Origin of the sequence: Staphylococcus haemolyticus, from assembly GCF_006094395.1 — a bacterium.
Lineage (GTDB): Bacteria > Bacillota > Bacilli > Staphylococcales > Staphylococcaceae > Staphylococcus > Staphylococcus haemolyticus.
On record NZ_CP035291.1, the window covers coordinates 985,276 to 1,012,022 of the forward strand.

Consider the following 26,747-nt stretch of genomic DNA (forward strand, 5'->3'; position numbering starts at 1 on the left):
ATGAGTATTCGTTATGAATCAGTTGAAAAATTATCAGAAATGATTAAAAACAATGAGATTAAGCCTTCAGAAATTGTCAAAGACATCTATGATGCAATTGAAGAAACGGATCCTACTATTAAATCATTTTTAGCACTAGATAAAGATAATGCTATTAAAAAAGCGAAAGAATTAGATGAATTACAAGCAAAAGGTCAAATGGAAGGTAAATTGTTTGGTATTCCTATGGGAATTAAGGACAACATCATTACTAAAGATGTGGAAACAACATGTGCTAGTAAGATGTTAGAAGGATTTGTTCCAATCTATGAATCTACTGTAATGAACAAACTACATGATGAAAATGCGATTCTAATCGGTAAACTGAACATGGATGAATTTGCTATGGGTGGTTCAACTGAAACATCATATTTCAAACAAACTGTTAACCCATTCGATCATACAGCTGTACCAGGTGGTTCGTCAGGTGGTTCAGCAGCAGCAGTTGCAGCAGGTTTAGTACCATTTAGTCTAGGTTCAGATACTGGTGGTTCAATTCGACAACCAGCAGCATATTGTGGTGTAGTTGGTATGAAACCAACTTACGGACGTGTATCACGTTTCGGTTTAGTTGCTTTTGCATCTTCATTAGACCAAATTGGTCCAATTACAAGAAATGTTAAAGATAACGCTATCGTTCTAGAGACAATTTCAGGCGTTGATAAAAATGATTCTACAAGTGCACCAGTTGAAGACGTTGACTTTACTTCAGAAATTGGTAAAGACATTAAAGGCTTAAAAGTTGCTTTACCAAAAGAATATTTAGGTGAAGGTATCAATGAAGATGTTAAAGAAGCTGTTAAGAATGCAGTTGAAACACTTAAATCTCTAGGTGCAGAAGTTGATGAAGTATCACTTCCAAATACGAAATATGGTATTCCATCATATTATGTTATCGCGTCATCAGAAGCATCAGCGAACTTAGCTCGCTTTGATGGTATACGCTATGGCTACCATTCAAAAGAAGCCCAATCATTAGAAGAATTATATAAAATGTCTAGATCTGAAGGATTTGGTGCTGAAGTTAAGCGTCGTATCTTCCTAGGTACATTTGCATTAAGTTCTGGTTATTATGATGCTTACTATAAAAAATCACAAAAAGTTAGAACATTAATCAAGAATGACTTTGATAAAGTTTTTGAAAACTATGATGTTGTTGTAGGTCCAACTGCACCAACTACTGCGTTTAACTTAGGTGATGAAATCGATGATCCATTAACTATGTATGCTAATGACTTATTAACTACACCTGTTAACTTAGCTGGTTTACCAGGTATTTCTGTTCCTTGTGGGCAATCAAACGGTAGACCAATTGGCTTACAATTTATCGGTAAACCTTTTGATGAAAAGACGTTATATCGTGTGGCATATCAATATGAAACACAATTCAATTTACATGACGCATATGAAAAATTATAAGGAGTGGAAATAATGCATTTTGAAACAGTTATCGGACTTGAAGTTCACGTTGAGCTAAAAACAGACTCAAAAATGTTCTCTCCATCACCAGCACACTTTGGAGCTGAACCTAACTCAAATACAAATGTTATTGATTTAGCATATCCTGGTGTATTACCGGTTGTTAATAGACGTGCTGTAGACTGGGCTATGCGTGCATCAATGGCTTTAAATATGGATATCGCTACAAATTCTAAATTTGACCGTAAAAACTATTTCTATCCAGATAATCCTAAAGCTTATCAAATTTCTCAATTTGATCAACCAATTGGTGAAAATGGTTATATTGATATTGAAGTAGATGGTGAAACAAAACGTATCGGAATCACACGTCTTCACATGGAAGAAGATGCTGGTAAATCAACACATAAAGATGGATACTCTTTAGTAGACTTAAACCGTCAAGGTACACCATTAATTGAAATTGTATCTGAACCAGATATTAGATCCCCTAAAGAAGCTTATGCTTATTTAGAAAAATTACGTTCAATTATTCAATATACAGGTGTATCAGACTGTAAAATGGAAGAAGGCTCATTACGTTGTGATGCCAACATTTCATTACGTCCTTATGGACAAGAAGAGTTCGGTACAAAAACTGAATTAAAAAACCTAAATTCATTTAACTATGTTAGAAAAGGTTTAGAGTACGAAGAAAAACGCCAAGAAGAAGAATTATTAAACGGCGGTACAATTGGACAAGAGACGCGCCGCTTTGATGAATCAACTGGTAAAACAATCCTTATGCGTGTTAAAGAAGGCTCAGATGACTACCGTTACTTCCCTGAACCTGACATTGTACCTTTATACGTAGATGAAGAATGGAAAGAGCGTGTACGTCAAACAATCCCTGAATTACCAGATGAGCGTAAAGCTAAATATGTAAATGATTTAGGTTTACCTGAATACGATGCGCACGTATTAACACTTACTAAAGAAATGTCTGATTTCTTTGAAGGTGCTATTGAAAAAGGTGCAGACGTTAAGTTAACTTCAAACTGGTTAATGGGTGGCGTTAATGAATATTTAAATAAAAACCAAGTTGATTTACAAGATACTAAATTAACACCAGAAAACCTTGCTGGTATGATTAAACTTATTGAAGATGGTACGATGAGTAGTAAAATCGCTAAAAAAGTTTTCCCAGAATTAGCTGAAAATGGTGGCGATGCTAAACAAATTATGGAAGATAAAGGTTTAGTTCAAATTTCTGATGAAGCTACTTTAACTAAATTCGTCACTGAAGCTTTAGATAATAATCCTCAATCTGTTGAAGATTATAAAAATGGTAAAGGGAAAGCAATGGGCTTCTTAGTTGGTCAAATTATGAAAGCATCTAAAGGCCAAGCTAATCCTCAAAAAGTAAACCAAATATTAAAACAAGAATTAGATAAACGTTAATTAAAGATTTAAACATAATGAATTAAAGCATCATTTAAGGTTTGTTTCCTATCATGGTTAGGGAACAAGCCTTTTAATTTTGGTGTGTGGTGTTTTTAGTTCAATTATTTTTAATGTTATAACTGCTTTGATTATTTAATTGTAAATAGTGTAATAAATGTATTTTAAAGATTATTGATTTAAATACTTCCAACTCTCCTATAAATCATTTAATATAAGAATATGTATAAAAAGATGAGGGATAATTTATGAGAAAATGTGCAAGAATCATTTATAATCCAACTTCTGGAAAGGAACTTTTTAAAAGAACTTTACCAGATGTTTTAATTAAATTAGAACGTGCCGGTTATGAGACAAGTGCTTATGCTACTGAGCGTGAAGGCGATGCAACGCTTGAAGCTGAACGTGCACTTAAAAGAGATTATGATATTATTATAGCAGCTGGTGGAGATGGCACACTTAATGAAGTTGTTAATGGCATAGCTGAACAACCCAATCGTCCTAAATTAGGTATCATCCCTATGGGGACAGTGAATGATTTCGGTAGGGCCTTACACTTACCAAGTGATATTATGGGTGCTGTTGATGTTATTATTGATGATCACACGACAAAAGTTGATATAGGAAAAATGAATAATCGTTATTTCATCAATTTAGCAGCTGGTGGTCAATTAACTCAAGTTTCATATGAGACGCCAAGTCGATTAAAATCAATTGTAGGTCCCTTTGCGTATTACATTAAAGGATTTGAAATGTTACCTCAGATGAAAGCTGTAGATTTGCGTATAGAATATGATAATCAAGTTTTTCAAGGTGAGGCATTATTATTCTTATTGGGACTGACAAACTCAATGGCAGGATTTGAGAAATTAGTTCCAGATGCTAAGTTAGACGACGGGCATTTCACATTAATTATTGTAGAAAAGGCTAACCTTGCTGAATTAGGACACATTATGACTTTAGCATCTCGCGGAGAACACATTAAACATCCAAAGGTTATTTATGAGAAAGCTAAATCAATTAATATCTCATCCTTTACTGAAATGCAACTGAATGTAGATGGTGAATATGGTGGTAAATTACCAGCTAATTTCTTGAATTTAAAAAGACATATCGAAGTATGTACGCCAAAAGATATATATAATGAAGAATTAACTGAAGATCAACAAGTCGAAGATGGCATTATTGAAGAGAAGCCATCGAATGAAGAAATTATTAAAAACAATGAAATATCAGAGTAAATTATACAGTTGAAGAGGTTGAGCAATAGTTTTGATGTCTTAGGTATGAAAAACAAAACCAAGATTAAACTACTCTAACCTCTTTTTATGTGGGGTGAAATAATGGAAACCATAAATAAAAATGAAATAAAACAAGGTAACGTTGTTGATTTAACACATGAAGGGCATGGTGTCATTAAAATCGACCGTTATCCGATATTTGTGCCAAATGCGTTAATTGGTGAAGTAATTAAATACAAAATTATTAAAGTGAAGAAAAATTTTGCTATTGGTAAGCTTCTTCAAGTTATTAAACCAAGTGAGCAACGCGTGGAACCGCCATGTAAATACTATTGGAAGTGTGGTGGTTGTCAATTGCAACACATGACTTATGATGCCCAATTGGCTATGAAGCAGTCACAAGTTACCAACTTATTCCATAGAAAAGCACAATTTAGCAATACAATCATTAACAAAACTATCGGTATGGATCATCCTTGGCATTACAGAAATAAATCACAGTTGCCAATTGGTAAAGATAGAGATGGAAAAGCAATTATAGGATATTATCGACAAAGAAGTCACGATATTATCGATATGGATAGTTGCTTAATTCAAGATGATGTACACCAAGACATTATGAATCACGTCAAACAATGGATTATTGATTACGATATTAGTGTTTATAATGAGAGTACAAAAAAAGGACTTTTAAGACATTTAGTTATTCGCACAGGTTATTATTCTGATGATAAGATGGTAGTTTTTGTAACAAATGGTAAAAATTTCCAGCAAGCTTCAATTTTAGTTGAAAAACTGAAAGAAACTTTTCCTAACATAACTAGCATTAAACAAAATATTAATAAAAGTCATTCTAATGTTATTATGGGGGAACAGTCTGTAACGTTATACGGCAAAGATAAGATTGCAGATCAACTTAGTGATACTACATTTAAGATAAGTGACCAATCATTCTACCAAATAAATTCTTCACAAACTGAAAAATTATATCAACAAGCAATAGAGTATGCGCAATTGACAGGTGAAGAAACAGTTCTTGATACATATTGCGGTATTGGTACGATAGGTTTATATATGGCTCCAGTAGCGAAACATGTTTATGGTGTTGAGGTTGTACCGTCAGCGATTAAAGATGCACAACAAAATGCGACTTTAAATGGATTTGAAAATACAACTTTTGTCTGTGGTAAAGCAGAAGAAGTCATTATAAAATGGAAACAACAAGGTATCAAACCAGATGTTGTTATGGTAGATCCACCTAGAAAAGGGTGCGATGAAACCTTCTTACAAACACTGCTCAAACTAAATCCTAAGCGTATTGTCTACATCTCTTGTAATCCTTCTACGCAACAAAGAGATGCTCAAATATTAGATTCACAATATGAATTGCAAGAAATTACACCTGTCGATATGTTTCCTCAAACAACACATGTAGAGACAGTTGCATTATTTGAAAGAAAATCTTAAACGTGAAATTTTAATACAAATATTAAGAAATGGTTACAGAGCATTAAATCTTATAAAAAAGTTTTTTTCTCAACATCGACTGTGTATACTATGGTTGAAAATTAACAGAGATTGGAGGTTATTATTGTGCAGAAAATTGATTTTTCACCAAATAGAATCAACTTACCTAAATTTATGGCAACTCAATTAGTAGTAATTTTATTTATGATAGTGTTTACTTATAAATGGGCATTTATGTTTACAACTATTCATGAACAAACATTTTTAGCTAACTTATTATACGGTATTTTAGGGTTTATAGTTATTTTAGGACTACATGAACTCATTCATAGAATTTCATTTTTTATTTTTTCAAGAGGGGAACAGCCTCATTTTAAATATAAAAAAGGTTTTCTTTTAGTACATATTTCCAAAAAATATTTTAATAAATGGCAATTTTGCACAATAATGCTAGCTCCAATGTTTATATTAACAGGATTATTAATGTTTATATTCAGTATTTACGCATACTCCTCAATTATTATTATGTTAAGTATACATATTGGATATTGCTTAATCGATTTATATTTAGTAGGTATTACATTTACTAATAAATTTGAATATGTACATCCATCAGATGAAGGTTTAATTATGTATCATCAACGACCAATACAAGCTAATAACGAATTTGAATAAATAGTGAGTCTCAATATAATTATTTATGTGCACATTTCATGAGTTTTGTTGCTAGTCACATTATAATTATATTGAGGCTTATTTTATTTTAAAAGAGGTGAGACTATGGCTGAAAGAAGGATTATTCATATTGATATGGATTACTTTTTTGCACAAGTAGAAATGCGAGATAACCCTACATTAAAAGGTAAACCTGTAATTGTAGGTGGTAAGGCAAGTACTCGTGGCGTGGTTTCTACTGCTTCTTACGAGGCTAGAAAATATGGGGTTCATTCTGCAATGCCAATGTCTCAAGCGCATAAATTATGTCCTAATGGATATTATGTAAGAGCAAGATTTGACGCTTATAGAGAAGCCTCTGCCGTGATTATGTCTATATTTAAAAGTTATACAGATATTGTAGAACCAATGTCATTGGATGAAGCGTATTTAGATATTACTCACCTTGTTAGACCTGACTTGTCTGCATCTAAAATCGCAACGTTTATTCGACGCGATATATTTGAACAAACTGGTTTAACTTCTTCTGCAGGTGTATCTTATAATAAATTTTTAGCAAAATTAGCAAGTGGTATGAATAAGCCTAATGGCATGAAGGTTATCGATTATAATAATGTAAACGATATTTTAATGAATCTAGATATTGGTGACTTTCCAGGTGTGGGTAAAGCGTCGAAAAAAGTCATGCATAACCATGATATTTATACAGGTAAAGATTTGTATGATAAAACTGAATTTGAATTAATACGTTGGTTCGGAAAAAGAGGTCGTGGCTTATATCTTAAAGCGCGAGGAATTGATCATAGTGAAGTAAAAGCAACGAGAGTGCGTAAATCTGTGGGTACTGAACGAACATTTTCAACTGATGTGAATGATGATGAAGAAATTTTACAAAAAATATGGGAACTATCTGGCAAGACAGCAGAACGTTTATCCAAGTTACAAAAATCAGGTAGTACGGTAACAGTTAAATTAAAAACTTATCAATATGAAACATTTTCTAAACAAAGAAGTTTAAGAGAGGCAGTAAGTAGAGATATTGATATATATAATGTAGCTTATGATTTGTATAATGATTTGAAGGATCCTGATGTTCCAATAAGGTTAATCGGTGTAACGGTTGGCAATTTAGAACAGTCAACATATGAGAATATGACGATTTATGATTTTATAGAAAGATAAAAAGGTTCATGATGACATTAGCAATTAAACTAAACCAGTAATTGCAATTCATGTGGGTTAACCTTTATCTTTTAAATTTTTGCCATAAATTTGGAGCATACTTTGTAAATTGTCATAGTGTTTTAATAATCTAAACGTAATCATTGCACATGCTTTAGCATCGTTGAGTGCATCATGATGACCGTGAAAATCTAATTTATAATGTTTCATTAAATGTTTTAGTCCGTAACGATATGCATCAATTGTACGTTTAGCAAGTTGATATGAACAGAAATAAATCATGGAGGGTGTTTCTATATTTAACTGTTTTAAACTTTGATGAAGTACATTCATATCAAAAGCAGCATTATGAGCAACAACAGGTAATTTATCAATAAATTGCATCATATAGGGAAATACATATTCAAAACTGGGAGCATCGATTACGTCTTCAGGTGTAATACCATGAACCTCAATATTCGTCTGAGAGAAATAATCAAAAGGGTTAACTAAAGTATAAAAAGATTCCACAATCTCATTGTTAACTACTTTGACCATACCAACAGAGCAAATACTTGTACGTTTACCGTTTGCAGTTTCGAAGTCTAATGCAATAAAGGCATTTTCCATTCCTAACACTGTCCTTTCAAGTATTGATTCTTTTATTTTAGCTAAAAATATAAATATTTTTCCAGAATGTTGCATTCTTAAAATAAAATAGAGTGGAAATGAATTCATTTCCACTCCAGTTATATTTATGAGTATTGAGAATAGCTAGCATCATACCTTTTTGTGCATGTTAGTTACTTACAATTTACTAAGCAAGCACTAAAAATCATTTGTCTCAATCATAATTAAAACTTGAGATAAAAGTTATTCTTCATCAAATGAACGAGCTGCTAATTCTTTTTCATATAAATATAAAGTATTGCAGTCATCGCCAATACGGTTTAAATAATCAATATGTGTTTCAAATGTTGATTCTTCTTCAACTTGCTCATCTAAGAACCAGTTTAAGAAAGAAATCGTAGCATAGTCTTTATCTTTTTGAGCTATTTCAGATAAATTGTAAAAACGACGAGTAACATCTTGTTCCTGTGCTAATCCATCTTTAAATGTTTCAAGGATAGATTTAAATTCAGTTTTAGGAGCTGGTATTGATTTAAATTCAGCATGTTCACCACGATCGTTGATATAATCATAGATTTTTTTACCGTGGAAACGTTCTTCTTTAGCTTGTTGGATATAGAAGTTAGCGAAACCTTCATATGAAGCATCATCGCAATAAGCAGCCATTGCCATATAAGCATGAGCTGCGAAATATTCATGGTTCATTTGATCATTAAGTGCTTCTAACAAGTCTTTACTTAGCATAATTAAGTCACCTCTATTAAAAATTTTATAATTGATTTTGACTTTGTTCATTAAGAGTATAACAAATCTATTCTCATTAGTAAATAATAATTATTATAATCTAGAATGTAACTTGTTATTTTTAATTGAGAATGTTTTTTGTTATACCCTTTACGTGTTATAATTATTCAAGTGATTTATATGAGGAGGAAGCACATGAGACAATGGACTGCAACGCACTTAGCGAAATTGGCTCGTAAGGCTAGTATCGCTGCTGGGAAAAAAGGTACAGATTTACCTGGACAAGTTGCCCGCAAAGTGGATCAAAATATATTAAGAAAATTAGCTGCACAAGTAGATGACATCGTTTTTATTAGTGGGACTAATGGTAAAACGACGACATCTAATCTTATAGGACATACATTAAAAGCAAATCATATTGATATTATACATAATAATGAAGGTGCTAATATGGCAGCAGGCATCACATCTGCCTTTATCATGCAAAGCACTAAAAATACTAAAGTAGCGGTTATTGAAATCGATGAAGGATCTATTCCTCGAGTTTTAAAAGAAGTCACTCCATCAATGATGATATTTACTAATTTCTTCCGTGATCAAATGGATCGCTTTGGCGAAATAGATATAATGGTAAATAACATAGCTAAGTCAATTAGTAATAAAGGAATTAAATTGTTACTCAATGCGGATGATCCTTTTGTAAGTCGACTTAAAATAGCTAGTGACTCTATCGTTTATTATGGTATGAAAGCACACGCGCATGAGTTTGAACAAAGTACTATGAATGAGAGTAAGTATTGCCCAAATTGTGGCAAATTATTAGTATACGATTACATTCATTATAATCAAATCGGTCATTACCATTGTTCATGTGGATTCAAACGTGAATTACCTAAATATGAAGTTTCATCATTCACAGTATCTCCGTTCTTAGCATTAAATATAAATGAAACAACATTTAACATGAAAATTGCCGGAGACTTCAACGCTTATAATGCATTAGCTGCCTATACTGTGTTGAGAGAATTAGGACTCAATGATGAGTCTATTCGAATTGGTTTCGAATCATATACTTCAGATAATGGTCGTATGCAATATTTCAAACTTGATCATAAAGAAGCCATGATTAATTTAGCTAAGAATCCTGCAGGTATGAATGCTAGTTTATTAGTAGGAGAACAGTTAGTAGGTAAAAAAGTATATGTCATTAGTCTAAATGATAATGCAGCTGATGGTCGTGATACTTCTTGGATTTATGATGCCGATTTCGAGAAATTAAGCGAACAAAATATTGAAACGATTATTGTTACAGGGACTCGAGCTGAAGAATTACAATTACGTCTGAAATTAGCCGAAGTAAATGTTCCAATTATACTTGTAAAAGATATTTATAAAGCAACTGCGATGACAATGAATTATGAAGGTTTCACGGTAGCTATTCCTAACTACACATCTTTATCTCCAATGTTAGAACAACTTAATCGTTCATTTAAAGGAGGGCAATAAATATGAATGAATTAACCGTTTATCATTTTATGTCAGATAAATTAAATTTATATAGTGATATAGGAAATATTATTGCACTCAAACAAAGAGCAAAGAAACGTGGTATTCAATTAAATGTAGTAGAAGTTAACCAAACTGAAGGTGTGACGCTTGATAATTGTGATATATTCTTTATCGGCGGTGGCAGTGATAGAGAACAAAGTATTGCTACTAAGGAATTAAGCAAGATAAAGACTACACTTAAAGATGCTATTGAAGATGGTATGCCAGGATTAACGATTTGTGGTGGTTATCAATTTTTAGGAACAAAATATATTACGCCTGATGGAACTGAACTTGAAGGTTTAGGTATCTTAGATTTCTATACTGAGTCACGAACTGAACGATTAACTGGTGATATAGTAATCGAGAGTGACACATTTGGAACGATAGTCGGCTTCGAGAATCACGGTGGTCGTACACATCATAATTTTGGTACGTTAGGACACGTTACGGTTGGTTACGGTAATAATGATGATGATAAACAAGAAGGTATTCATTATAAAAATTTATTAGGAACATATTTACATGGACCTATCCTTCCAAAGAATCATGAACTGACTGATTATTTATTAGAAAAAGCCTGCGAACGTAAAGGTATACCTTTTGAACCTAAACAATTAGATAACACTGAAGAAGAAGCAGCTAAACGAGTTATTATAGAAAGATCATCAAAAAAGTAACAAATATAATAAGCAATTAAAAATGACGTACCGGATCTATAGAATTTTCCAGTACGTCATTTTTTATTTGTCATTATATCTACTATCTAATAATTTATAGATTAGAAGTATTTCATAAATAACATGACTTTTGATTTGATTCTGATCAAATTCTTCTAAGCGTTTGACAGAAGATTTAAGTGTTGATGCAGATGAGCGGTGAGGTTCAAAATGATTGCTTTTGATAATATTATTGACGCTATTACTAATTTTAATAATAGCTATCTTTTCCTCAGGCGTAAAAACTAAATGTATGTGCTTAGGTAAATATATAATATTTGATAGGTGAGTAGCCAGTAATCTATCGATATAGGAACGGTTCGAAATATTTTTTAATCGTTTCCATTCATCTTCTTTGTTTTTATGATAACGTAATTCGTCTTTTTGATAACCGGTTAAAGTTTCAGTCTTGTTTATAACACCCATCAACTTATTTAAAAGATCATTACTATGATCAGAATCAAATTTTCCTAATAATAATTCGTTACATCTTGAAGAGAACAACTCATACATTTTATATTCAGATTGCGTTAAATTATCTTCAATTTGTTGATAATATTTAGGAGGCAGAACTATAAAATTGACCAATCCTGCTGTAACCAAACCGATTAATGCAGTTAATAACCTTGAAAAAAAGTTGAATAAATAGGCGTCGTGTATGCCAGGAATCATGGCAACTGATGTTAACACCGCAACAGTAGTACCAACTTGTAAGTTTAATTTAGTACAAACTAAGATAGTAAAAAGTGCACTGAACGTATACGTTAAAGCCGATGGGTCACCAAAAATAAAAGTAAAAAGTACAGCAAATAGTGCACCAATTACAGTTGCGGGCAATCTTCTATAACCTTTTTTTAATGATGCCTTTGCAGTAGGTTCGATAGTTACAATAGCAGTTAATATAGCGAAGATTGGAGTGAGATCAAGCATTAAACAAAATAGCGATGTTAAAAAGGTTGCTAAGCCAGTTTTGATTGTTCTCGCTCCTATAATTTTCTTGTACCATTTATCCATATGATAAATCCTCTCGTTGTACGAAAATAACAATTAAAATTTTATCTTTTGAACAGAAATTATTTTGCGCTTCATTTTTTGTATGTTTAGTATATCAAAATTTTTTTGGTATAATAAGATGTAATCACAATTTAAAAAGGAACGGGATATTATGATTGTAAAAACAGAAGAAGAATTACAAGCCTTAAAAGAGATAGGTTACATTTGTGCTAAGGTTAGAGATACTATGCAAGAAGCTACTAAACCAGGTATTACAACTAAAGAATTAGACAATATAGCTAAAGATTTGTTTGAAGAACATGGTGCTATTTCAGCACCTATTCATGATGAGAATTTCCCTGGACAAACATGTATTAGTGTTAATGAAGAAGTAGCGCATGGCATTCCTGGCAAACGAATCATTCGTGAAGGAGATCTAGTTAATATTGATGTATCAGCTTTGAAAAATGGTTATTACGCTGATACAGGTATTTCTTTTGTTGTGGGTGAAGCAAGTGACCCACTTAAACAAAAAGTATGTGATGTTGCACTAATGGCATTTGAAAATGCAATGGCAAAAGTTAAACCTGGAACTAAATTAAGTAATATCGGTAAAGCAGTACATGCAACAGCACGTCAAAATGATTTAACTGTAATTAAAAATCTAACTGGGCATGGTGTAGGTCAATCATTACATGAGGCGCCTAACCATGTTATGAACTATTATGACCCTAAAGATAAAACTTTACTTAAAGAAGGAGTTGTAATTGCAGTAGAGCCATTTATTTCATCTAAAGCAACTTTTGTAACAGAAGGTAAAAACGAATGGGCCTTCGAAACTAGAGATAAGAGTTTTGTCGCTCAAATTGAACATACGGTTATCGTTACTAAAGATGGACCATTATTAACTACAAAAATTGATTAATTTCATATTAAACTAATATTAATTAAAAATTCGATATCTAAAATATATATAATGAAAACCAGTAAAATGAGATGACAACGCTCATTTACTGGTTTTTTAGTTTATACTAGTTAGTTTTATAAAGTTATTTACCTAATAATTTATAGACTTGTTTCTGCTGTTGTTTGCCATCTGGGTCTAGTTTGATTTTAATATTTGTGAAAGTTTCAGACCAATCAGACGTACGAGTTCTAATAGGTGGTTCTTTCATTTCAATTGTTTTTAAAATGACTTGCGCAACTTCATGTGTACTTTGAGAAGCATCATGCCCATAATTTTCTTTAATATCACTAACATATGAATTGTATAAGTGCGTATATTCATCTTCTTGTATGCCACCAGTTTGAGTTAGGTGGTTCATAATGTTGGGCATAAATTCAGATTGTATGCCACCGGGTTCAATAATAGTAAATTTAATATTGAATTCAGGTTGAATATAACTTGCTAAAGATTCTGTATAACCTTCAACACCAAACTTAGCGGCACAATATATTTCATTGAAAGGTTGTCCAACTAGGCCTCCAACTGACGAAATATTGATAACACGACCTTCTCTTTGTGATCTCATGATTGGTAATACAGCTTTGGTCATTCGAATAACACCCATTAAATTTAAATTAAGTTGCCAATTTATTTCTTCATCTGTTGCTTGTTCTGTAGTTTTATTAAAGCCGGCGCCAGCATTGTTAATCAAAATATCTATACGACCTTCTTCTTGTATGATGAATTCAACAGCAGATTTAATACTATCTAATTTGGTTACATCCAATTCTAAAATGGTTAGGTCTACATTTCTTTTAGTCGCTTCAATTTTTAAATTCATTTGATTTTCTAAGTTACGCATCGTGGCATATACTTGAAATCCTTTTTCAGCAAGCATGAGCGATGTTTCAAATCCTAGTCCTGATGAAGCACCAGTAACTAGAGCAATAGTTTTATTCATATCATAATCTCCTTTTTGAAAGTCACTAAAGTATTAACTATTCTACGAATAATGTTAAAGAAATGAATCTATTAAGACCATCGTTGTTCAACTTTGCCAAATTTCCAAATTAAAGTGGAAATGAGCCAACTAATAATAAATAAAATCACTAAAATATAACCTATATTATCAAATTGTATGTTTTCAATAAATTCCCAGAAAGAACCTTTCAATTGAAGCTTATCAACTAGTATTTGTAGTAATTCAACAGTGCCAATTAATAGCGCAGCGATAATAGATATTGCAGTAATTGTAATATTGTAATATTGTAATAAATTTTTCGAATAGGATTGAAGAATGCCCAATTATAAGCAGAAGTCATCAGTATACCGTCCAATGTATCTAGCAAACTCATACCGGCAGCGAACAATATAGGTAAAGATATTATACCTACGAATGAAATTGCTTTCTGTGACGCACCTGAAGATAAAGCTAGCAATGAGATTTCACTAGCAGTATCAAATCCTAAACCGAATAGAAAGCCTAGTGGCAAGACATGCCAACTATGACTAATGAATTTAAAGTATGGTCCGACCATACGAGAAACAAAGCCGCGTGTATCTAATAAATCATTTAACTTCTCATCATTAATTTTGTCTTTGCGAAACTTTAAAAATAAAGTTATTAAAGAAATTAATATCATTAGATTTAATATACCTATGAGAATTAAAAATGTTCCTGAAACGAGAGTGCCAATAATTTCACCAATTTCTTGAAAGTGGGGTAATGCATCTTTAGCCCATTTAATTGAAATGCCTAAAAAGGCAGCCATAAAAAAGACTACTGTAGAATGTCCAATTGAGAAGTAGAAACCTACACCTAATGGATTACGTTGTTGTTGGATTAATTTACGCACTGTATTATCAATAGCAGCAATATGGTCTGCATCAAAAGCGTGTCGTAGTCCTAGTGTATAAGCAAGTAGTCCCATACCTAGTAGTAGATGATTAGTATTTGCTAAATAGAGGAGGCCAAAACCCAGAATGTGAAGTGAAATCACAATAAGCACATAAGGAAGCCAATTAAGACGATGTGTGTTAATCATTGATGTTACCTTCTTTCAAAAATAAATATAATTAATCATACACCTGTTTAAGTTGAATATAAAATTTGAGGTATAACTTACATGAATTTATATAAATTCTATAGAAATAATAAACATCGTACTAAAGTATGAGAGTAAGATGGTCCTAGAGCCTATATGAGTTTAAGCTATTTTAAATTATAATTGAGCTTAATCAAGGACGAGGTGGTTCTATGAATTATATGGACTTATATTTACAACACTTTCTTAAAGTAGTTATTAAACGAAACATTAATGATTACAAAATCAGTTTAGATCGTAAATTAAAGAGCATTGAAAATTATATTGAATATTTAAAAGAAAAGAAAACACAAATGAATAAGTTGATTGACAGTTTAACTGCAACATTAGAAAATAAATATATTGATATTACTAATACGTATAATATTAAACATGCACAAGAAATTAATAATTATGAAATTGAAGGTCTTAAAAGACAGCTTGATTTATTTGAAGCCTATTGTGCAAGAATTGAAGCGGATATTCATCGTTGCTCAAAAGAAAAGATCACAACACAAGGGCAATGTGACATAATTGAACAAATGAGTGTAGTAGCTTAATTGAGAGGAATAGGGGGCGACACATTGACTCGAAAATATATATCGACAGAGTTATTAATCATATTTACGGCATTAATGATTATTGCCAATTTTTATTACATCTTTTTTGAGAAAATAGGCTACCTATTTGTATTACTTTTAGGATGTATATTAGTTTATGTAGGCTACCTTTACTTTCATAAAGTAAGGGGTCTCTTAGCGTTTTGGATAGGTGCATTGCTTATAGCATTTACTTTATTGTCGAATAAATATACCATCATAATATTATTTGTCTTTCTAGTTATCGTAATCATTAGATATCTCATTTTTAAGTTTAAACCTTTAAAAGTGATTGCTTCAGAAGATGAAGTTACATCACCTCAATTTATTAAACAAAAGTGGTTTGGAGAGCAACGCACACCAGTATATGTTTATAAATGGGAAGATGTACAAATTCAACATGGTGTTGGTGATATACACATCGATATGACAAAAGCTGCAAATATTAAAGAGAATAATACAATAGTAGTAAGACATATTTTAGGGAAAATTCAGTTAGTGGTACCATTGAATTATAATATTAATTTACACATGGCTGCTCTATATGGAAATGCTTATTTAAATGGCCAATCTTATAAAGTTGAAAATAATCATATCCAAGTTGAAGAGAAGCCTAAAGAAGAGAATTATAATGTCAATGTTTATGTTTCAACATTCATAGGAGATGTTGAGGTGATTTACCGATGAACCACTACTTAAGAGCTATCGGTTCAATGCTTATACTAGTTTATAGCATGTTAACCGCGTTCTTATTTATAGATAAAGTATTTGTTAATATTATCTATTTCCAAGGTATGTTTTATACTCAAATTTTTGGGATACCTGTTTTTCTATTTTTAAATTTAGTCATCATTTTACTTTGTATTATAGTAGGTTCAATTCTCGCATATAAAATTAATCAACAAAATCAGTGGATTAAGTCGCAAATTGAGCATGCCATTGAAGGAGAAACAGTAGGTATCAATGATCAAAACATTGAGCTCTATAACGAAACCATAGATCTTTATCAAACATTAGTTCCTCTAAATCAAGAGTTGCACCGTTTACGAATGAAAACGCAAAACTTAACTAATGAAAATTACAATATGAATGATGTCAAAGTTAAGAAAATCATTGAGAATGAACGACAGAGATTAGCTCGCGAGTTACATGACTCTGTAAGTCAACAACTTTTTGCAGCAAGTATGATGTTATCTGCTATAAAAGAAACAAAATTAGAGGCACCGCTTGATCAACAAATACCAGTTTTAGAGAAAATGGTTCAGGAATCTCAACTTGAAATGCGCGCATTATTACTTCATTTGAGACCTTTAGGACTAAAAGATAAATCACTAGGTGAAGGTATCAAAGATTTAGTTATTGATTTGCAAAAGAAAGTGCCTATGAAAGTCATACACGATATTCAAGATTTCAAGGTTCCTAAAGGTATAGAAGATCATTTATTTAGAATTACACAAGAGGCTATATCAAATACGTTAAGACATTCTAATGGAACTAAAGTCACAGTGGAATTATTTAACCAACAAGATTATCTATTACTTCGAATTCAAGATAATGGTAAGGGATTCAATGTTGACGAGAAATTAGAACAAAGTTATGGATTAAAAAATATGAGAGAACGCGCATTAGAAATTGGTGCGACATTCCATATTGTTTCGTTACCGGATTCTGGAACGAGAATAGAAGTTAAAGCACCATTAAATAGGGAGGATGATAATAATGACGATTAAAGTTTTGTTCGTTGATGACCATGAAATGGTTCGAATTGGGATATCAAGTTATCTATCAACACAATCTGACATTGAGATAGTTGGAGAAGGGGAATCTGGTAAAGATGCCATTGCAAAAGCTCATGAATTAAAACCTGATTTAATTCTTATGGATTTATTAATGGATGATATGGATGGCGTTGAAGCAACTACTCAAATCAAAAAAGATTTGCCACATATTAAAGTTGTAATGTTAACTAGTTTTATTGAAGATAAAGAGGTATATAGAGCATTAGATGCTGGTGTAGATAGCTATATTTTAAAAACGACTAGTGCTAGTGATATAGCCGACGCAGTACGCAAAACTTTTAATGGTGAATCCGTATTTGAACCAGAAGTTTTAGTTAAGATGCGTAACAGAATGAAGAAACGTGCAGAATTATATGAAATGCTGACTGAGCGTGAAATGGAAATTTTATTATTAATTGCAAAAGGTTATTCAAATCAAGAAATAGCGAGTGCTTCTCATATTACAATTAAAACCGTTAAAACTCATGTAAGTAATATATTGAGTAAATTAGAAGTACAAGATAGAACACAAGCCGTAATTTATGCATTCCAACATAATTTGATTCAATAAAAAAAGGTTGAGGCAATAAACCGATGCCTCAACCTTTTTTTAATTTAATTAGTCATTAAACACTTATTTTTTATTATCATCGTCATTATTAGTAAATTTATCTTTAATTTTCTCAGTTAATGAAGCATCTTCTTCATGTTTATCTTCAGGATCTTTATCGACTTTATAGTCTTCATCTTTGCCAGTAGCTGTATGTTTATATTCATAAGTAGTATCTTCATTATAGTGGTTTTGGTTATTATCATCATGGTCGAGCGCTGCTTCTTCAGGAGTTTGTCCATTAATGACATGTCTTTGGTGGATGATTGCATTAATTTCAGCACCAATAATAATGATAAAACTTGTTAAATATAACCAAATTAATAAGATAATAATACCTGCGATACTGCCATAAGTCTTAGAGTAGTTTCCAAAATTTGAAATGTAGAAACCAAATGCGAAAGACCCAAGTAACCAGATAACTGATGTAAATATAGCTCCTGGTAATACTGATTTTAGTTTAGTTTTAACGTTTGGAGCTACTGAGTATAGAATTGTAAATAGAATCAAAATAATAATTAATGGTAATACAACTCTTATTAAACTAAAGATCCATTTAACTTGACTATCCAATCCAAGAGGACCGAATAAGAAATGAGCAATAACTGACCCCATAGTAGGTAATGCCATCGCAACTAAAAATACGACGCCTAACACAATTGTGAAAATAACACTTAGTATCTTTAAAAGAATACCATTTCTATTATCTTCAACATCATAAGCTACATTGAATGAATTCATAATTGCAGTCATACCATTTGAAGCTGACCAAATTGCTAAGATTAACCCGATAGAAAGTAAACCGCCACTAGAATTTTTAGTAACATCGCTAATTACACCTTTAATAAGACTCGATGTGTCAGCAGGTGCATTACTTAATAAACCGGTGATTTGGCTTTGGTCTAAGTTAAATAATGGTAACAATGTTAATAGGAAAATTAACATTGGGAACATAGCTAATACAAAATGGTAAGTCATTTGTGCTGCTAAACCTGAAGCGTCATCTTTGCCTATTCGATAAATTAAATAAGAAAGAAAATTAGATTTTTTTGTATACTTAGCTGGTTTGTTTAACCGTGAAACGAAAAAGACTTGATTGTCTTTTTTTGGTTCTTTAGATTGAAATTCTTGAGGCTCTACATATGTACGATCAACATTTATTTTATCTTGGTTCTTCTCTTGCTCGTCTTTAATAGAGTTAAGATACTTCGAGTTTGATTTATTTTCTTTTGACATAACAATCTCCTTTGCTTTAACCACATACATTAATTTAAATAGTAAAATAAGCGGGACAGAAACCTGTTATATAATAAAGATTTCATTGTCCCGCCTTACTATGAGTGAAAAACAAAAATATTTTACTTTTCACTTTCAGTTAGTTTCTATTTTAACTAAAGTTATAAAAAAAGATTTAGCTAAAATAAACAATCAATTATTGACCAATGCGGTTATTCTTACGTTCAACGAAAGTATCTTTAGCATCTTTAATTGATTTTTCTAATTCTGGGTTATTACGACGAATTTCTTCAATTGTATCTTTCCAATATAAAACTTCGTCTTTAATAGAATTGAATTTAGAAGGTTTGCGTGAACGATTACCTTCTTTAACATCTTTTACAGATTGAACTAAAGCGTTACGTGTTGATTTATCAGCTAAAGTAGCAGCACCACCAACAATAGCGCCAATTAAAATACCAGGAATTAATTTGTTTTCCATTTTATTTACCCCTCTTTCAAATTTGCATCTTTGACGATGAAATCAATTAGATTGTCACAAGATGATTGTACCATTTCATATACACCTTCAAAATTATTAGTGTAATAAGGATCTGGCACATCACTCTCTTCCATGTTACTAAATTCGAGCAATTTGAACAATTTTCCTTTTATATTAGGATTGATGTTTTGGATATTATCAACATTGCTTTGATCCATAGCAATAATATAATCAAAATCATCACTTGATTCAAATAACTCACTAATCATACCATCAAAAGGTATATTATGGCGATTAAGAATATCTTGAGTCCCTTCATGGGGAGGTTCTCCAAGGTTCCATTTACCTGTTCCTTTTGAGTAAACGTTAACGCCTGAAATGTTTCTATCTATCAAACGTTGACGCATGATTGCTTCAGCCATAGGAGAGCGACATATGTTTCCTAGACATACAAATGCTACATCTACCATATTCTATTCCCCCTATTTAATCCTATATAAACCATTTTATAGTTATTTTAAAATTTTATAAAGACATAATAATACTATATCCGATAAAAGTTTGTTAAATTATCATACTTTGATAGAATATTGTATTAAAGAGGTGATAACGTGAGTCAAAATAATAATGAAACAATGATTGCAGATATTAGAAAAAAATTAAATATTGTTAATCAAGGTTTGTTAAATCCAGATAAATTTAAAAATGCTAATCAGCAAGATATAGAAGAAATTCATAATTTTGTTATGTCTAAAGATTCTTTTTCACCAAGCGAAGTTACAGCAATTGCTGATGAGTTGGGGAACTTACGTCAAGATTAGGGAGGATGATGATATGACTTCATTAAGTTATAACGAGAAATTACAACAGTATGCAGAATTATTAGTTAAAATAGGTATGAATGTACAACCTAAACAACCTGTTTTTATTAGATCTTCAGTTGATGCCATCGATTTAACACGTTTAATTGTTGAAGAATCATATAAAGCTGGAGCTTCAGACGTAAAAGTAAATTATTCAGATTCTAAATTAAATAGACTTAAATTTGAGTATGAATCAGTAGATTACTTTGAAAATCAGGCAGTTAAATCGTATGAAGTAGATGAACGAATGGATTATGCTAATCGTGGCGCTGCAAATTTAGCTTTACTTAGTGGTGATCCAAACTTGCTAAATGGTATAGACCCTGAAAAACTCAAAGCCAATCAAATAAGTTATAGTCAAGCATTCAAAGGATATATGGAAGGAAGTCAGAAGAATCGATTTCCATGGGTTGTTGCTGCTTTTCCTTCTAAAGATTGGGCTAGACGTGTTTATCCAGATTTAGATGAAGAAATTGCATTAGAAAAGTTTATTGATGAAGTGTTTGATATCGTAAGAATTGATGGGAACGATCCTATTGAAAATTGGAAAAAACATATAGAAAACTTAAGTGTACATGCTAAATTGATGCAAGAAAAAAATTATAAAGCGTTACATTATCAATCCGAAGGAACAGACTTAGTTGTAGGACTTCCTAAAGGACATATTTGGGAAGATGCTACGAGCTATGTTAATGGTAATCAACAAGCTTTTATAGCTAATTTACCAACTGAAGAAGTTTTTACAGCTCCTGATCGTAACAACGTTAATGGATATGTAACAAATAAATTACCATTAAGTTATAATGGTACAATCATTGATGGCTTTACATTAACGTTTAAAGATGGACAAATCGTAGATTTCAAAGCAGACAAAGGCGAAGATATGCTTAGAGATTTGATCAATACTGATGAGGGTTCTAAGCGACTAGGAGAAGTCGCTTTAGTACCTGATGATTCTCCAATTTCAAATCGTAATACTATTTTCTACAACACGTTATTTGATGAAAACGCATCATGTCATTTAGCTATTGGTTCGGCATATGGCTTTAATGTTGAAGGTGGTACTGAAATGACGACTGAAGAAAAAATTGCCAGTGGTCTTAATGATTCAAATGTCCATGTTGACTTCATGATAGGAAGTGCAGATTTAACGATTTATGGAATTAAACAGGATGACACTAAAGAATTAGTGTTTAAAAACGGCAATTGGGCTCAATAAAAATAGAAATTAAAATAAAAGGGGTATAACGCATGTCAAATTCTCAAGGTATTCGTAAATCAATGTCTGAATCAAAAAGTTATAAAGCTAAACAAGTATTTCCTCAAGACACCAATCATCACCACACAATGTTTGGTGGTTCATTGATGGCTAACATAGATGAAATTGCAGCCATTACTGCAATGAAACATGCTAATGCCCAAGTAGTTACAGCATCAACTGATTCTGTAGATTTTTTAAGACCAATTAAAACAGGTGATATTACTTCTTATGAAGCGATGGTTAGTTATGCAGGTACAAGTTCAATGGAAGTTTGTGTTCAAATAATTATTGAGGATGTATTAAATAAAGAAAGACATTTAGCAGCCTTAAGTTTCTTAACTTTTGTTGCATTAGATGATAATGGTAAGCCAGTCCAAGTACCAGATGTCTATCCGGAATCAAAAGTTGAAAAATGGTTCTATGAAAGTGCGCCTAAGCGTGTACAACGTAGAAAAGATAGAAGAGAAGAAAGTAAAAATACGATTGAATTTTTATCAAATGCACAACATATTGAAGAATTATAAATCACGGACAAGTTAAACGTTGTAACTAGTATATTATAATTCTCATAAAACAGAACTAAGAGTCTGGGACATAAACCCTAGAGAAATAGCCAGTAAATGAGTTTTAACAAATTCATTTACTGGCTTCTTTATTTACAATACTCCGTATTGTTGGCTCGCTTTCTTAGGGGACAGCTTCAGCCTGTAGTCTTCAGCTTGTCCTGGTCCCTCAAGAGTCTCGCCAAAATACTTTGTATTTATATGTAATTTTACATTGTAATACTTTAAAAAAATAAAGCACTTTCGTATAATTTAATAAACATCACTAAACTAAATTAACGAGGTGCCTTATGTATAAAAATTATAACATGACTCAACTTACTCTACCAATGGAAACTTCAGTTCTTATCCCCACAAATGATATTTCACGACATGTAAATGATATTGTTGAAACAATTCCTGACAATGAATTCGACGAATTCAGACATCACCGTGGTGCAACTTCGTACCATCCTAAAATGATGTTAAAAGTGATTCTATATGCCTACACACAATCTGTATTCTCAGGTCGTAAAATAGAAAAAATGCTTAATGATAGCATCCGAATGATGTGGCTATCACAAAATCAAAAACCTTCTTATAAAACAATTAATCGATTTAGAGTAAATCCAAAAGTAGATGCTTTATTAGAATCTTTATTTATTCAATTTTACAGTCAGTGTGTAAAACAAAATCTTATAGATGATAAAGCTATTTTTATTGATGGTACAAAAATTGAAGCAAATGCCAATCGATATACATTTGTATGGAAAAAGAGTATTCAAAACCATGAATCAAAGATGAATGAGGATTCTAAAGCCCTCTACCATGAATTGGTAACCAATAAAATCATACCGGAAATTAAAGAAGATCATGATAATGAATTAACAAAAGAAGAAATAGATTTGATTGGTAGTCACTTAGATAAAGAAATCGAAGATTTAAACCAACATATCAACAATGAAAAATGTACTAAAACAAGAAAACAAATACGTCTCAAAAGAACTAAAATCAAAAAATACAAAAAGCAAATCAATGATTATTTTGAGCGAAAGTATCGATACGAATTTCAAAAATCTATTTTAAAGGATAGAAATAGTTATTCTAAGACAGATCATGATGCGACATTTATGAGAATGAAAGAAGATCACATGAAAAATGGACAACTTAAGCCAGGGTATAATTTACAAATAGCGACAAATTCCCAATTTGTTTTATCTTATAATGTGTATCAAAATCCAACGGATACTAGAACGATGATTCCATTTTTAAATTCAATTCAAGAGACCTACGGTCATTTACCTGAATATATTGTAGCTGATGCAGGTTATGGTAGTGAATCAAATTATAAGGCAATTATAGATGACTTTAATCGAACGCCACTCATAACATATGGAATGTTTATAAAAGATAAAACTAAAAAATATAAAAGTGACATCTTTAATACTCAAAATTGGAACTATGACGAAATTAATGACGAATTCATTTGTCCGAATAATAAACGGCTAGGTTTTAAAAGATATGCCTATCGTCATGATAAGTATGGTTATAAGCGAGACTTCAAATTATATGAATGTGATGATTGTTCAGAATGTCCTCTGAAAAATCAATGTATGAACTTCAATTCAAAAACAAACAAAAAAATAATGAAGAATTATAACTGGGAATATTTTAAATCCCAAATTAACAAAAAGCTTTCAGAACCAGAAACAAAAAATATCTACAGTCAAAGAAAAATTGATGTGGAACCTGTTTTTGGATTTATGAAGGCTATTTTGGGTTTCACTCGGATGTCTGTCCGAGGACTCAATAAAGTCAAAAGAGAACTTGGTTTTGTATTAATGGCACTTAATATAAGAAAAGTAGTAGCTCAACGAGCTGAAAATAATCAAAAAATTTATAAAAAAGACAATTTCTATATTATTTCAATAGAAATTGTCTTTTTTTCACTTATCCAAGAACTTTATGTCCCGGACTCTTAGTTTATAGATATATGTGAATTATTGATGCTTAACTAAAAATATTTTCTGTGTGCATTTCTATTTCTTTCTGTTTGAAATCAGTGTTTGGATAATACATGTTTTTCACTAATACATTAGGGCCTAAACAATGAAATGCCTCACAATGACAATTTAACGATTTTGCTAAATCTGAAGTGAGCCATTTATTAAATACATCAGTCAATTTGTCTGTTTTTATATTTGAGATGGTACCATTTTCATCTCCAAAGTCTGTTACAATGACATCTCCGCTAAACACATTTACATTTAAGCGACTTCGTCCATCTGGATCATTTCGTGTTGTCACATTTTTTGCATCTCTTAAGCGTTGTAATAGTGCTTGATCATTTTCGTCATTAATACATGGATAGATAGGTAACGTACCAAACAGCATCCATACATTCTCATCTCGAATATCTAATAAATGATGAATTGCTTGTTTCATTTCTTTTAGAGAAAGCACATTTAATTGACTTGCGAAATCCGCTGGGTACATAGGATGAACTTCATGACGACTGCATTTCATATCATTAACGATTTCTTTATGAATTTTATCTAAGTAAGGTAAAGTACTCTGATTTAACATCGTTTCAGCTGATACAAACATACCTTGACTTGATAGGGTGCTCGCATTGTCTAACATCTGTTCATATAATTTTAATTTTGCTTTTAAAGGTGGTTGTTTTTTCATGGCGCCAAAGCCAACATCAGTAAATTCTTGTATAGTTCCCCAATTATGTGAAATGTGCATAACATCTATGTATTCCGCGATATCTAAATAACGATCTTGTGGCAACGTTAAATTAGAATTCATTTGAACATAAATACCTCGATCTTTCGCGTATTTTAATAAGGGTTTAACGATATTTTTAATTGATTTCTTTGAGAACATTGGTTCTCCGCCCGTGATTGATATTGTTCTTAATTGAGGTATTTCATCTAAACGACGATAAATAATATCCATAGGTAATGCATCCGGATCTTTGGTTTGTAATGTATAACCAACTGCACAATGGCTACATCTCATATTACATAGCGTTGTGGTTGTAAATTCTATATTACTCAACGTCAACTGTCCGTAGTCTTCAATATCGTTATAAGTTTCCCAAGGATCATTTGAAATTGAAATGGGTTTTTTCTGATTTGTCATCCACATATTTATTACTCCTAAACTAAAAAAATTCCTCTATTCGTTGCAAAAGTACAGTAAACATTATTAAGATTATATCCCTTTTTGTCAAATTCTGTTAGGATAAAATTAACGTATTGTTAAATAAACTCATATAAAAAAGGAGAAACATTTATGAATGAACAACAAACAATGGAACAAATTAAAACGAGATTATCAAAATTCTTAGAAGATATTGATCATGTTAATCCTGATGAAGTAAGTGTTGAAGACATTGATGAATGGATTGGCTTACTAGATCAATTAGAAGAAAAAGTAAAGCAAGTGTCTAACTAAATAATAGCCGTTTAAGTTCAACTATGTTTAATATCCTTCTATTTCGTCTATATAATAAATATAATTCGAACAAGAAAGGTGATTAATACATGACTAAAAAAGTAGCAATTATCTTATCAAATGAATTTGAAGATATTGAATTAACTAGCCCTAAAGAAGCAATTGAAGAAGCTGGTTTTGAAACAGAAATCATTGGTGATACTGCAAATGCTGAAGTAGTAGGTAAGCATGGTGAAAAAGTTACTGTAGACGTAAGTATTGCTGATGCTAAACCAGAAGATTATGATGGACTTCTAATACCAGGTGGATTCTCACCAGACCATCTTCGCGGAGATGCAGAAGGTCGATATGGTACGTTTGCTAAATACTTCACTAAAAATGATGTTCCAGCATTTGCAATTTGCCACGGACCTCAAATATTAATTGATACTGATGATTTAAATGGACGCACGTTAACAGCTGTACTTAATGTACGTAAAGATTTATCAAATGCTGGTGCAAACGTAGTAGATGAATCAGTTGTAGTTGATAAAAATATCGTAACTAGTCGTACACCAGATGACTTAGACGATTTTAACAGAGAAATTGTTAAACAACTTCAAGCATAAATCTTGTTGATGTAAAGCTTGAATATTATTCGATATATTCTTATACGTCAATTTTACAAATTCGCAATATTTAATGAACTGAGAAGAGACTTTAATATGTCTTTTCTCGGTTCTTTTTTGTATTCAAAAATTTAGTTATAGTAATTTAATGACTTAACTTCAGATATAGGTCTCATAGCCATATATTCTCATACACCC

Annotated in this window: 26 protein-coding genes and 2 pseudogenes; 19 read left to right on the plus strand and 9 right to left on the minus strand. The window is 31.6% G+C overall.

Going from position 1 to position 26,747, the window contains the following annotated elements:
* The 6 genes from gatA (at position 1) to dinB (ending at position 7,463) form a co-directional block, all read left to right on the plus strand.
* Positions 1-1,458: an Asp-tRNA(Asn)/Glu-tRNA(Gln) amidotransferase subunit GatA gene (gatA, locus tag EQ029_RS04700; protein ID WP_053021660.1), complete on the plus strand. Its 1,458-nt coding sequence runs from the start codon at positions 1-3 to the stop codon at positions 1,456-1,458.
* Positions 1,459-1,470: 12 nt separating this feature from the next.
* On the plus strand, positions 1,471-2,898 hold the full coding sequence (gatB, locus tag EQ029_RS04705; RefSeq protein ID WP_016931027.1) for an Asp-tRNA(Asn)/Glu-tRNA(Gln) amidotransferase subunit GatB: 1,428 nt from the start codon (positions 1,471-1,473) through the stop codon (positions 2,896-2,898).
* 248 nt (positions 2,899-3,146) lie between these two features.
* On the plus strand, positions 3,147-4,139 hold the full coding sequence (locus tag EQ029_RS04710; RefSeq protein ID WP_011275360.1) for a diacylglycerol kinase: 993 nt from the start codon (positions 3,147-3,149) through the stop codon (positions 4,137-4,139).
* Between the two features lie 102 nt (positions 4,140-4,241).
* Entirely contained in the window at positions 4,242-5,606 is a 1,365-nt protein-coding gene (gene rlmD / locus EQ029_RS04715) for a 23S rRNA (uracil(1939)-C(5))-methyltransferase RlmD (protein ID WP_011275361.1), read from the plus strand.
* A 126-nt stretch (positions 5,607-5,732) separates the two neighbouring features.
* Positions 5,733-6,281, plus strand: coding sequence for a DUF3267 domain-containing protein (locus EQ029_RS04720; RefSeq protein ID WP_011275362.1), 549 nt, complete (start codon positions 5,733-5,735; stop codon positions 6,279-6,281).
* Positions 6,282-6,386: 105 nt separating this feature from the next.
* On the plus strand, positions 6,387-7,463 hold the full coding sequence (dinB, locus tag EQ029_RS04725; RefSeq protein ID WP_016931026.1) for a DNA polymerase IV: 1,077 nt from the start codon (positions 6,387-6,389) through the stop codon (positions 7,461-7,463).
* Between the two features lie 57 nt (positions 7,464-7,520).
* On the opposite strand, the gene EQ029_RS04730 is transcribed toward dinB, so the two are convergent.
* Together EQ029_RS04730 and ftnA are read right to left on the minus strand one after the other, a co-directional pair.
* The gene (locus tag EQ029_RS04730; protein WP_029376651.1) at positions 7,521-8,072 is read right to left on the minus strand and encodes a 3'-5' exonuclease; all 552 of its coding nucleotides are present in this window, start codon (positions 8,070-8,072) and stop codon (positions 7,521-7,523) included.
* A gap of 243 nt (positions 8,073-8,315) precedes the next feature.
* Complete coding sequence (gene ftnA / locus EQ029_RS04735) at positions 8,316-8,816, minus strand: H-type ferritin FtnA (protein WP_011275365.1); 501 nt, start codon at positions 8,814-8,816, stop codon at positions 8,316-8,318.
* Positions 8,817-9,011: 195 nt separating this feature from the next.
* Here ftnA and murT point away from each other — a divergent pair, with 195 nt between their 5' ends.
* Both murT and gatD read left to right on the plus strand, forming a co-directional pair.
* Complete coding sequence (murT, locus tag EQ029_RS04740) at positions 9,012-10,322, plus strand: lipid II isoglutaminyl synthase subunit MurT (protein WP_037558845.1); 1,311 nt, start codon at positions 9,012-9,014, stop codon at positions 10,320-10,322.
* Positions 10,323-10,324: 2 nt separating this feature from the next.
* Positions 10,325-11,044 carry a lipid II isoglutaminyl synthase subunit GatD gene (gene gatD, locus EQ029_RS04745; protein WP_011275367.1) on the plus strand — a complete coding sequence of 240 codons (720 nt, stop codon included), beginning with the start codon at positions 10,325-10,327 and terminating at the stop codon, positions 11,042-11,044.
* Positions 11,045-11,107: 63 nt separating this feature from the next.
* Here the strand turns inward: gatD and EQ029_RS04750 are convergent, their stop codons facing one another.
* The gene (locus EQ029_RS04750) at positions 11,108-12,097 is read right to left on the minus strand and encodes an FUSC family protein (protein ID WP_011275368.1); all 990 of its coding nucleotides are present in this window, start codon (positions 12,095-12,097) and stop codon (positions 11,108-11,110) included.
* Between the two features lie 151 nt (positions 12,098-12,248).
* Here EQ029_RS04750 and map point away from each other — a divergent pair, with 151 nt between their 5' ends.
* On the plus strand, positions 12,249-13,001 hold the full coding sequence (gene map, locus EQ029_RS04755; RefSeq protein ID WP_011275369.1) for a type I methionyl aminopeptidase: 753 nt from the start codon (positions 12,249-12,251) through the stop codon (positions 12,999-13,001).
* A gap of 124 nt (positions 13,002-13,125) precedes the next feature.
* On the opposite strand, the gene EQ029_RS04760 is transcribed toward map, so the two are convergent.
* Both EQ029_RS04760 and EQ029_RS04765 read right to left on the minus strand, forming a co-directional pair.
* Positions 13,126-13,983: an SDR family oxidoreductase gene (locus tag EQ029_RS04760; protein ID WP_011275370.1), complete on the minus strand. Its 858-nt coding sequence runs from the start codon at positions 13,981-13,983 to the stop codon at positions 13,126-13,128.
* Between the two features lie 71 nt (positions 13,984-14,054).
* Positions 14,055-15,067: pseudogene (locus tag EQ029_RS04765) on the minus strand (HoxN/HupN/NixA family nickel/cobalt transporter).
* A 212-nt stretch (positions 15,068-15,279) separates the two neighbouring features.
* On the opposite strand from EQ029_RS04765, the gene EQ029_RS04770 reads away from it, so the two are divergent.
* The 4 genes from EQ029_RS04770 to vraR are packed head-to-tail and all read left to right on the plus strand — an operon-like array spanning position 15,280 to position 18,054.
* A complete protein-coding gene (locus EQ029_RS04770) occupies positions 15,280-15,666 on the plus strand; it encodes a hypothetical protein (protein WP_011275373.1) in 387 nt (128 codons plus the stop codon).
* A 24-nt stretch (positions 15,667-15,690) separates the two neighbouring features.
* The gene (gene vraT, locus EQ029_RS04775; protein WP_011275374.1) at positions 15,691-16,392 is read left to right on the plus strand and encodes a cell wall-active antibiotics response protein VraT; all 702 of its coding nucleotides are present in this window, start codon (positions 15,691-15,693) and stop codon (positions 16,390-16,392) included.
* Complete coding sequence (vraS, locus tag EQ029_RS04780) at positions 16,389-17,435, plus strand: sensor histidine kinase VraS (protein WP_011275375.1); 1,047 nt, start codon at positions 16,389-16,391, stop codon at positions 17,433-17,435. The genes vraT and vraS overlap by 4 nt, the downstream gene beginning before the upstream one ends.
* Positions 17,425-18,054 (plus strand): response regulator transcription factor VraR, encoded by a 630-nt coding sequence (vraR, locus tag EQ029_RS04785; protein ID WP_011275376.1) that lies wholly within the window; start codon positions 17,425-17,427, stop codon positions 18,052-18,054. The genes vraS and vraR overlap by 11 nt, the downstream gene beginning before the upstream one ends.
* A 63-nt stretch (positions 18,055-18,117) precedes the next feature.
* Here the strand turns inward: vraR and EQ029_RS04790 are convergent, their stop codons facing one another.
* The 3 genes from EQ029_RS04790 to EQ029_RS04800 form a co-directional block, all read right to left on the minus strand.
* The gene (locus tag EQ029_RS04790) at positions 18,118-19,329 is read right to left on the minus strand and encodes a YihY/virulence factor BrkB family protein (RefSeq protein WP_011275377.1); all 1,212 of its coding nucleotides are present in this window, start codon (positions 19,327-19,329) and stop codon (positions 18,118-18,120) included.
* Between the two features lie 196 nt (positions 19,330-19,525).
* Positions 19,526-19,810: a YtxH domain-containing protein gene (locus tag EQ029_RS04795; RefSeq protein ID WP_011275378.1), complete on the minus strand. Its 285-nt coding sequence runs from the start codon at positions 19,808-19,810 to the stop codon at positions 19,526-19,528.
* A gap of 5 nt (positions 19,811-19,815) precedes the next feature.
* A complete protein-coding gene (locus EQ029_RS04800) occupies positions 19,816-20,280 on the minus strand; it encodes a low molecular weight protein-tyrosine-phosphatase (protein ID WP_011275379.1) in 465 nt (154 codons plus the stop codon).
* 141 nt (positions 20,281-20,421) lie between these two features.
* Between EQ029_RS04800 and EQ029_RS04805 the strand changes: the two genes are divergently transcribed.
* The 4 genes and pseudogenes from EQ029_RS04805 to EQ029_RS04820 all read left to right on the plus strand — a co-directional run bounded on the left by EQ029_RS04805 (position 20,422) and on the right by EQ029_RS04820 (position 24,465).
* A complete protein-coding gene (locus EQ029_RS04805) occupies positions 20,422-20,631 on the plus strand; it encodes a DUF1128 domain-containing protein (protein WP_011275380.1) in 210 nt (69 codons plus the stop codon).
* A gap of 13 nt (positions 20,632-20,644) precedes the next feature.
* Positions 20,645-21,892, plus strand: coding sequence for an aminopeptidase (locus tag EQ029_RS04810; RefSeq protein ID WP_011275381.1), 1,248 nt, complete (start codon positions 20,645-20,647; stop codon positions 21,890-21,892).
* A 32-nt stretch (positions 21,893-21,924) separates the two neighbouring features.
* Positions 21,925-22,458 (plus strand): acyl-CoA thioesterase, encoded by a 534-nt coding sequence (locus EQ029_RS04815; RefSeq protein WP_011275382.1) that lies wholly within the window; start codon positions 21,925-21,927, stop codon positions 22,456-22,458.
* Positions 22,459-22,787: 329 nt separating this feature from the next.
* A pseudogene (locus EQ029_RS04820) lies at positions 22,788-24,465 on the plus strand (IS1182 family transposase).
* A gap of 21 nt (positions 24,466-24,486) precedes the next feature.
* On the opposite strand, the gene yfkAB reads toward EQ029_RS04820, so the two are convergent.
* The gene (gene yfkAB, locus EQ029_RS04825) at positions 24,487-25,626 is read right to left on the minus strand and encodes a radical SAM/CxCxxxxC motif protein YfkAB (RefSeq protein WP_172458790.1); all 1,140 of its coding nucleotides are present in this window, start codon (positions 25,624-25,626) and stop codon (positions 24,487-24,489) included.
* 153 nt (positions 25,627-25,779) lie between these two features.
* Here yfkAB and EQ029_RS04830 point away from each other — a divergent pair, with 153 nt between their 5' ends.
* Positions 25,780-25,941, plus strand: a complete 162-nt coding sequence (locus EQ029_RS04830) for an SE1561 family protein (RefSeq protein WP_011275386.1) — start codon at positions 25,780-25,782, stop codon at positions 25,939-25,941.
* 89 nt (positions 25,942-26,030) lie between these two features.
* Positions 26,031-26,549, plus strand: coding sequence for a type 1 glutamine amidotransferase domain-containing protein (locus tag EQ029_RS04835; protein WP_016931358.1), 519 nt, complete (start codon positions 26,031-26,033; stop codon positions 26,547-26,549).
* Positions 26,550-26,747: the final 198 nt, after the last annotated feature.

Excerpts from the sequence above, each read along its gene's own strand:
- gatA (WP_053021660.1), top strand. The coding sequence starts at position 1 with ATGAGTATTCGTTATGAATCAGTTGAAAAATTATCAGAAATGATTAAA.
- gatB (WP_016931027.1), top strand. The coding sequence starts at position 1,471 with ATGCATTTTGAAACAGTTATCGGACTTGAAGTTCACGTTGAGCTAAAA.
- EQ029_RS04710 (WP_011275360.1), top strand. The coding sequence starts at position 3,147 with ATGAGAAAATGTGCAAGAATCATTTATAATCCAACTTCTGGAAAGGAA.
- rlmD (WP_011275361.1), top strand. The coding sequence starts at position 4,242 with ATGGAAACCATAAATAAAAATGAAATAAAACAAGGTAACGTTGTTGAT.
- dinB (WP_016931026.1), top strand. The coding sequence starts at position 6,387 with ATGGCTGAAAGAAGGATTATTCATATTGATATGGATTACTTTTTTGCA.
- EQ029_RS04730 (WP_029376651.1), bottom strand. The coding sequence starts at position 8,072 with ATGGAAAATGCCTTTATTGCATTAGACTTCGAAACTGCAAACGGTAAA.
- ftnA (WP_011275365.1), bottom strand. The coding sequence starts at position 8,816 with ATGCTAAGTAAAGACTTGTTAGAAGCACTTAATGATCAAATGAACCAT.
- murT (WP_037558845.1), top strand. The coding sequence starts at position 9,012 with ATGAGACAATGGACTGCAACGCACTTAGCGAAATTGGCTCGTAAGGCT.
- gatD (WP_011275367.1), top strand. The coding sequence starts at position 10,325 with ATGAATGAATTAACCGTTTATCATTTTATGTCAGATAAATTAAATTTA.
- EQ029_RS04750 (WP_011275368.1), bottom strand. The coding sequence starts at position 12,097 with ATGGATAAATGGTACAAGAAAATTATAGGAGCGAGAACAATCAAAACT.
- map (WP_011275369.1), top strand. The coding sequence starts at position 12,249 with ATGATTGTAAAAACAGAAGAAGAATTACAAGCCTTAAAAGAGATAGGT.
- EQ029_RS04760 (WP_011275370.1), bottom strand. The coding sequence starts at position 13,983 with ATGAATAAAACTATTGCTCTAGTTACTGGTGCTTCATCAGGACTAGGA.
- EQ029_RS04770 (WP_011275373.1), top strand. The coding sequence starts at position 15,280 with ATGAATTATATGGACTTATATTTACAACACTTTCTTAAAGTAGTTATT.
- vraS (WP_011275375.1), top strand. The coding sequence starts at position 16,389 with ATGAACCACTACTTAAGAGCTATCGGTTCAATGCTTATACTAGTTTAT.
- vraR (WP_011275376.1), top strand. The coding sequence starts at position 17,425 with ATGACGATTAAAGTTTTGTTCGTTGATGACCATGAAATGGTTCGAATT.
- EQ029_RS04790 (WP_011275377.1), bottom strand. The coding sequence starts at position 19,329 with ATGTCAAAAGAAAATAAATCAAACTCGAAGTATCTTAACTCTATTAAA.
- EQ029_RS04795 (WP_011275378.1), bottom strand. The coding sequence starts at position 19,810 with ATGGAAAACAAATTAATTCCTGGTATTTTAATTGGCGCTATTGTTGGT.
- EQ029_RS04800 (WP_011275379.1), bottom strand. The coding sequence starts at position 20,280 with ATGGTAGATGTAGCATTTGTATGTCTAGGAAACATATGTCGCTCTCCT.
- EQ029_RS04810 (WP_011275381.1), top strand. The coding sequence starts at position 20,645 with ATGACTTCATTAAGTTATAACGAGAAATTACAACAGTATGCAGAATTA.
- EQ029_RS04815 (WP_011275382.1), top strand. The coding sequence starts at position 21,925 with ATGTCAAATTCTCAAGGTATTCGTAAATCAATGTCTGAATCAAAAAGT.
- yfkAB (WP_172458790.1), bottom strand. The coding sequence starts at position 25,626 with ATGACAAATCAGAAAAAACCCATTTCAATTTCAAATGATCCTTGGGAA.
- EQ029_RS04830 (WP_011275386.1), top strand. The coding sequence starts at position 25,780 with ATGAATGAACAACAAACAATGGAACAAATTAAAACGAGATTATCAAAA.
- EQ029_RS04835 (WP_016931358.1), top strand. The coding sequence starts at position 26,031 with ATGACTAAAAAAGTAGCAATTATCTTATCAAATGAATTTGAAGATATT.